The sequence below is a fragment of the Nocardia pseudovaccinii NBRC 100343 genome (genome assembly GCF_001613225.1).
GTDB classification, from domain to species: Bacteria; Actinomycetota; Actinomycetes; order Mycobacteriales; family Mycobacteriaceae; genus Nocardia; species Nocardia pseudovaccinii.
In genome coordinates, this window is record NZ_BDBY01000407.1 from 1 (window position 1) to 6,289 (window position 6,289).

Annotated in this window: 6 protein-coding genes; 3 read left to right on the forward strand and 3 right to left on the reverse strand. The window is 68.3% G+C overall.

Annotation, left to right across the window (positions count from 1 at the left end):
• The 3 genes from NP3_RS43450 to NP3_RS43460 form a co-directional block, all read right to left on the reverse strand.
• A partial coding sequence (locus NP3_RS43450; protein WP_157124939.1) for an ArnT family glycosyltransferase occupies positions 1-1,791 on the reverse strand: 1,791 nt, incomplete at its 3' end.
• A gap of 71 nt (positions 1,792-1,862) precedes the next feature.
• Positions 1,863-3,410 carry a sensor histidine kinase gene (locus NP3_RS43455; protein WP_063047533.1) on the reverse strand — a complete coding sequence of 516 codons (1,548 nt, stop codon included), beginning with the start codon at positions 3,408-3,410 and terminating at the stop codon, positions 1,863-1,865.
• Positions 3,388-4,128, reverse strand: coding sequence for a response regulator transcription factor (locus tag NP3_RS43460; protein WP_307680683.1), 741 nt, complete (start codon positions 4,126-4,128; stop codon positions 3,388-3,390). Before NP3_RS43460 ends, NP3_RS43455 begins: the two co-directional genes overlap by 23 nt.
• Before the next feature lie 174 nt (positions 4,129-4,302).
• Between NP3_RS43460 and NP3_RS43465 the strand changes: the two genes are divergently transcribed.
• The 3 genes from NP3_RS43465 to NP3_RS43475 all read left to right on the forward strand — a co-directional run.
• Positions 4,303-4,995: a major capsid protein gene (locus NP3_RS43465; RefSeq protein ID WP_063047534.1), complete on the forward strand. Its 693-nt coding sequence runs from the start codon at positions 4,303-4,305 to the stop codon at positions 4,993-4,995.
• 126 nt (positions 4,996-5,121) lie between these two features.
• Entirely contained in the window at positions 5,122-5,409 is a 288-nt protein-coding gene (locus NP3_RS43470; protein WP_063047535.1) for a hypothetical protein, read from the forward strand.
• Positions 5,410-5,760: 351 nt separating this feature from the next.
• A partial coding sequence (locus NP3_RS43475; RefSeq protein WP_063047536.1) for a DUF2165 domain-containing protein occupies positions 5,761-6,289 on the forward strand: 529 nt, incomplete at its 3' end.

The following is a 6,289-nucleotide window of genomic DNA, read 5'->3' on the forward strand; positions in this document are numbered from 1 at the left end:
GTCACCGGTACCGCCCAGCGCAGTCGCCCCACCGCCGGTTCCGCCCAGCGCACCCGCGCCGTCACCGGTACCGCTTGGTGCACTCGTACCACCGTCGGTGCCAGTCGGCGCGCCCACTCCACCGCCCAGCGCACCCGCGCCATCACCGGTACCGCCCAGCGCAGTCGCCCCACCGCCGGTTCCGCCCAACGCACCCGCGCTGCCGCTGGTGCCACTTGGCGCACTCGTACCACCGTCGGTGCCGGTCGGCGCGCCCACTCCACCGCCTAGCGCGCCCGCGCCGCCATCGGTGCCGCTCGGCCGCCCGCCGCCCGGGAACGACCGACCCGCACTGGCCGGTCCTGCGGACGGAATCGCACCGCTGTGTGTTGTCGCCGCGGTGGCCAATGCATAAGCACCGGGTGCGGCCAGGCCAACGGCCACGGCGACCGCGAGGACACCGGTCGCGACGGCCTTCGGCAACCGACCGACTACCAGCAGCAATGCCGCCGCTGCGACACCGGCGATCGCGACCACCGGTCCCAGCCACGGCAGCCAGTCGCGGGTCCGTGCGAGCAGGACACAGGCCAGGACGACGGTCACCACCAGCGCACCGGACAGTACTGCCGTCGCCCGAATATCGTTGCGGCGCTGCCACAATAGGCCCGCGCCGACTGCGATCGCGCCCGCGATCGCCGGTGCCAGCGCCACCGTGTAGTACGGGTGCAGGATGCCGTTGGCGTAGCTGAACACCACGCCGGTGACGATCAGCCAGCCCAGCCACAGCAATAGCGCCGCCCTGGTCGCATCGGTGCGCGGGGCCCGACGGGTGAGCCACAGTCCGGCTGCGCCGAGGATCAATGCGGCGGGCAGCAGCCAGGCGATCTGGCCACCCATTTCCGAGCCGAACAAACGGGCCCAGCCGACGTCGAAGTTCAGATTTCCGAGGCCGCCGGTCTCGTTACCGGTCAAGCGGCCGAAACCGTTGTAGCCCAGCGCGAGTTCGAGCACGCTGTTGTGCTGGGAGCCACCGATATAGGGCCGCGACGCCGCGGGCCACAGCGTGACAAGCGCCAGATACCAACCCGCGGACATCACCACAGCGAGTACTGCCGCGACCGATCGAACGATCCGGGTGCGCAGCGGCGCGTGCGCGGCGAGCAGATACACCAGCGCGAAGGCGGGCAGCACCAGGAACGCCTGCATCATCTTCGCCAGGAAGCCGAAGCCGACCGCGACACCGGCCAGCGGCAACCACCAAGCGCCGCTGTCCTTTTCGATGGCCCGCAGCACACAATAGGCCGCGAGGGTCAACAGCAGCACCAGCAGTGCGTCCGGATTGTCGAACCGGAACATCAGCGTCGCCGCCGGTGTCAGCGCCAGCACCGCACCGGCCAGCATCCCGGCCCAGTGACCGCTGACGCGGCGCACCGCCGCGTACAGCACCGCGACCGCCGCAACGCCCTCGAGCGCCTGTGGCACGAGCAGACTCCAAGAGTTGAAGCCGAACAGCCGTGCCGAAATATCCATCACCCACAGCGCTGCGGGGGTCTTGTCGACGGTGATCGCATTGGCCGCATCGCTGGAGCCGAACAGCATGGCCTTCCAGCTCTGCGATCCGGCCTGCACCGCGGCGGCGTAGAAGTCGTTGGCCCAGCCGCTGGCACCGAGATTCCACAGATACAGCAGTGCTGTCGCGATGAGCAGCCCGGCGAGCGATACCCGCCGCCACAGCGGGCCGCGCCCGGATGGCCGCGCATCCGATGGCTCGACCGCCGCGGCGGCAGGAGCTCCCAGCAATGTTGTCGTCATGCTTCGATCGTCGCGGCCCGACGTAGTTGCCAGCTCTGCCGTAACTGTGAGTTCGCTGTGTGGCGCAGCGCTCAGTTCGCGGCGGCGGCACCGGGCAGGCGCACGGTGAATTCGGTTCGGCCGGGCGCACTGTCCACGGAGATATCGCCGCCGTGCGCTTTGACGACGGCCGCGACGATCGCCAGCCCGAGACCCGTACTGCCCGCCCGCCGCGAGCGCGACGAGTCACCGCGCGCGAAACGCTGAAAGACCATCGGCTGCAAGGCTTCCGGGATGCCCGGACCGTCGTCGGTCACTCGCCACACCGCTCCCCCGTCGCCGTTGAATTCCAGTGATGTGAGCACCGTGGTGCCGGGACCGGTGTGCACACGCGCGTTGGTGAGCAGATTGGCGAGCACCTGATGCAACCGGGCCGCGTCACCGGTGGTCACCACCGGCTCGTCGGGCAGCTCGAGATCCCAGCGGTGTTCGGGACCGGCGATATGCGCGTCGCTCACCGCGTCCACCGTCAGCTGGGTCAGATCCACCGGCTCGTGCTCCAGCCCCCGTCCGGAATCCAACCGCGCCAGCAACAGCATGTCCTCGACCAGACCCGTCATTCGCCGGGATTCGGAGTCCACCCGTCCCATCGCATAGGCGACCTCAGCGGGCACCTCGGCCCGTTTGCGTTGCGCCAGTTCGGCATAGCCGCGAATGGCGGCCAGCGGGGTGCGCAGTTCGTGACTGGCATCGGCGAGGAATTGCCGGACCCGGGTCTCGCTGTCGTGACGCGCCGACAACGCGCTCGTGATGTGATCGAGCATCCGGTTCACCGCCGAGCCGAGCTGCCCGACCTCGGTGCGCGGATCGGCGTCCGCGGCCGGAACCCGCACGGGCAGTACGACTTCGCCCCGATCCAGTTCCAGATCGGCCACCCGCGCGGCCGTCGCCGCGACTCGATCCAGTGGTGCGAGCGCGTGCCGGATCAGCCAGATACCGACCGTGATCGCGATGATCGACACGATCGCCGTCACGATCCCGAGGATCAGCAGGACGCGCAGCAGGGTGGCGTCGACGGCGGTCAACGGCATACCGGTGACAACGATCTCGCCCGACCACGCCGTATCCGCCACCACTCGGTAGCGGCCCTGACCGTCGAGCGCGACATCGACCGGCTTCCCGTTGGCCGGTACCGCGGCAAGCTGCTGTTGTGCGGTATGCGAGAGGGCACGCTGCGCCCCATCGGCACCGATCCGGCCCGCCTTGGTGACGCTCCCCTCGTGGACGATGGCGCCGATCGTGTCGGGCTGGATGCCGCGCCGGTCCAGGAAATCCGGTCCAGGACCGGAACCCGATGGTGGCGGAGGCGGCGGAGGCGGCATCGACGGCTGGCCGCTGGGGCGTGGCCCGAGACTCGGACCGCCGCCGACATCACCGAGCGAACGCTTCTGCACATCGACCAGTTCGGTGTCCAGCTGATGCACCAGGAACTGCTGCAATGCGAATTCGGTCGCGGCGCCGATCCCGACGACCACGATCACCAGCAACAGCACCTGTCCGACCAACAGGCGGGCCCGCAGCGACCAGCGCCGCGGCTTCAGCACCCGGCGCCCCACCTCAGCTCGCGGGCTTGAGGACATATCCGGCGCCGCGCAGAGTGTGGATCATCGGTGCCCGCCCACTGTCGATCTTCTTGCGTAGATACGAGACATAGAGCTCGACGATGTTGGACCGGCCGCCGAAGTCGTAACTCCACACCCGGTCCAGGATCTGAGCCTTGCTCAGTACCCGCTTGGGATTGCGCATGAAGAAACGCAGCAGTTCGAATTCGGTGGAGGTCAGCACGATCAGCTCACCGGCCCGGGTGACCTCGTGACTGTCCTCGTCGAGTACCAGATCGCCGACCACCAGCTGTGCGCCGCTGTCCTCGGTGGCAACGCCGGTGCGGCGCAGCAGCGAACGCAGCCGCAGCACCACCTCTTCGATGCTGAACGGTTTGGTGACGTAGTCGTCGCCGCCCGCGGTCAGCCCGGCGATGCGGTCCTCGACCGAATCCTTGGCGGTCAGCAAGAGCACCGGCAGGTACGGCAGCTGTGCGCGCAGCTTGCGCAGCACCTCGAGCCCGGTCATATCCGGCAGCATCACATCGAGCACCACCACATCCGGGCGGACCTCGCGCGCCTTCGCGACCGCCGTTCGACCATCGCCCGCGGTGCTGACCTCCCAACCCTCGTACCGCAGGGCCATCGACATCATGTCGGCCAGCACGGGCTCGTCGTCGACGACCAGCACGGTGATGGCGCTGCCGTCGGCGCGGCGCATGACAACTCGTTCGGCCGGCCCGTTCCCGGCGCTCATCGCGGACATCGTCCCACCATGACCGCGAACGCTGGGGAGTAGCTGTGCCGAAACTATGTGTCAGCTGTGAGCGCGCACCCAGCGGATCCAGAACCAGCGCACAGCCGACGCCAAGGTAGGCGGACCAAGGTCGGATCCGAGCATTTCATCCGGTCCGCACCCGCAAGGAGCACCATGAGCCAACCCACTCAACAGCCGCCATCGGAACCCGACGCGGTCTGGGGCGCACCCCAGCCCACACAGACGGGCACCTGGTCCACCAAGAAGACCCTGGCCGCGGTCGGGATCGCCGGAGCGATCGCCGCGGCGGGCGGCGGTGCCATCTATGCGGCGTCGTCGTCCGATTCGAATAGCAGTCATGGTCCGGGCGGTCCCGGCGGCATCGGAATGTCGATGAACGGCGCGTCGGGCCGGTCCGGTCAAGCGGGCGGCCCCGGTTCCGGCACCATGATTCCCGCTGCGCTGCACGGGGAGTTCGTCGTCGCCGACGGCAATGGCGGTTACACCACCGAGCTCACCCAGACCGGCACCGTCACCGCCGTGAGCGCGACCTCCATCACCGCCACCAGCACCGACAACTACACCCAGACCTACACCATCTCCGGCACGACCAGCGCGTCGACGGTGAAAGCCGGGGATACGGTGAGCATTCGCGCCACCAAGACCGATGGCGCCGCCACCGTGACCTCGATCACCGCAGGCAATGCGACCGCGCCGGGCGGTTTGAGTGGTGGTCCGGGTGCGATGAACGGCGGAACGGGTCAAATGAGCGGCGGCCCCGGCCAGGCGGGCGGTGGACCCGGCCAGCTGGGCGACGGCACGTCTGGGGGCGGCCGGGGCGGTGGGCAGAGCCGAACCGGCAACTGATCGGTTCATAGCTGGCACTTAACTTCCGCCAACGATGGACAAATATTGGGGCTCAACGATTCTCGGGGTCGGCCCGGAGAAGCGGCCGACGGTTTCGGATCTGATCCGACAACAGGAGGAACGCAGATGAGTTTCACATCGAAGCTGGCAGTGACCGCGGCGGCCGGTGCCGTCGCGCTCGGCATGCTCGGCATCGGAGCCGGTGCGGCGAGCGCCGACGGACCCCAGGGACCGGTGCCCGGACAGCAGTGCCAGCCTCCTGGCGACCACCCGCAGGGCCCGCCGCCCGGCGACCACCCGGATGGCCCGCCGCCCGGCGACCACCAAGGCCCGCCCCCGGGCGACCACCCGGACGGCCCGCCGCCCGGCGATCACCCCCATGGCCCGCCGCCGCAGTGCCAGCCCGGCCAGTAATCCGTTGCAGCCCAACCCATCCCGATAAACGACCGCGCGGCGGTGGACTCGAAAATCCACCGCCGCGCTCCGTCGCCATCAGCGAATGAGCTGCAATCACCCGCCCCATACCAACTGCCGCAACCACCGAATCCGCCACAAAAGCCCCCGATCAAGATCAGGTGGAATCTATGGCGGCATCGGTCGAGAAGCTACCGCCCTCACTGCCACCTGATCTTGATCAGGGGGTGGATGGCTTGCGAAACAAGGCATTTCGGATCATGCAGATTGAAGTATGATGGCCCGGGCTGTCGGTTCGGCGTTGCATGCGGCGGTCTCGAATCTTGTGCCAGATCGACCGAGGTGGCGGATATGGGTCTGAGTGGTAAGCGATTCCTGGACGTGGCCGGGAGCCGGGATACGGCCGTGACGGTGCTGGCATCGATCACCGCGTTGTACTACCTGATCGTCGCGGTCACCAACTGCGTCGACACCGATACCAACCGGCGCGGTGTGCAGGCGGTGCTGTCGATGCAAGCCACGATCCACCACTCCGGTGTCGACTGGCATGCCATCACCAACAGCACGGTCGTCCTTATCGCCTACATCCTCATCGTGACCTGGGAGTATCTGACCGGCTTCGTGCTGCTCGCGGGGGCGGCGACCGGCTGGTGGGCGCTGTTCGGCCGGAACTCCGCCAGAACCGCACTCGCGGCGAAGTTGTCGAGTCTCGGCTGGACCATGGCGGTACTGCTGTTCGCGGGCGGTTTCCTCACCATCGGCGGCGAGTGGTTCCGGATGTGGGCGAACAAACAAGTGAACGCCACATCGGCGGCGCTGCAGAACTTCCTCCTCGCGGCCGTCGGACTCATCCTCGTGCACATGGCGAGCCGCTCCGAAG

Coding starts and splice junctions, on each gene's coding strand:
- NP3_RS43465 (WP_063047534.1), top strand. CDS start 4,303: ATGAGCCAACCCACTCAACAGCCGCCATCGGAACCCGACGCGGTCTGG.
- NP3_RS43470 (WP_063047535.1), top strand. CDS start 5,122: ATGAGTTTCACATCGAAGCTGGCAGTGACCGCGGCGGCCGGTGCCGTC.
- NP3_RS43455 (WP_063047533.1), bottom strand. CDS start 3,410: ATGTCCTCAAGCCCGCGAGCTGAGGTGGGGCGCCGGGTGCTGAAGCCG.
- NP3_RS43460 (WP_307680683.1), bottom strand. CDS start 4,128: ATGAGCGCCGGGAACGGGCCGGCCGAACGAGTTGTCATGCGCCGCGCC.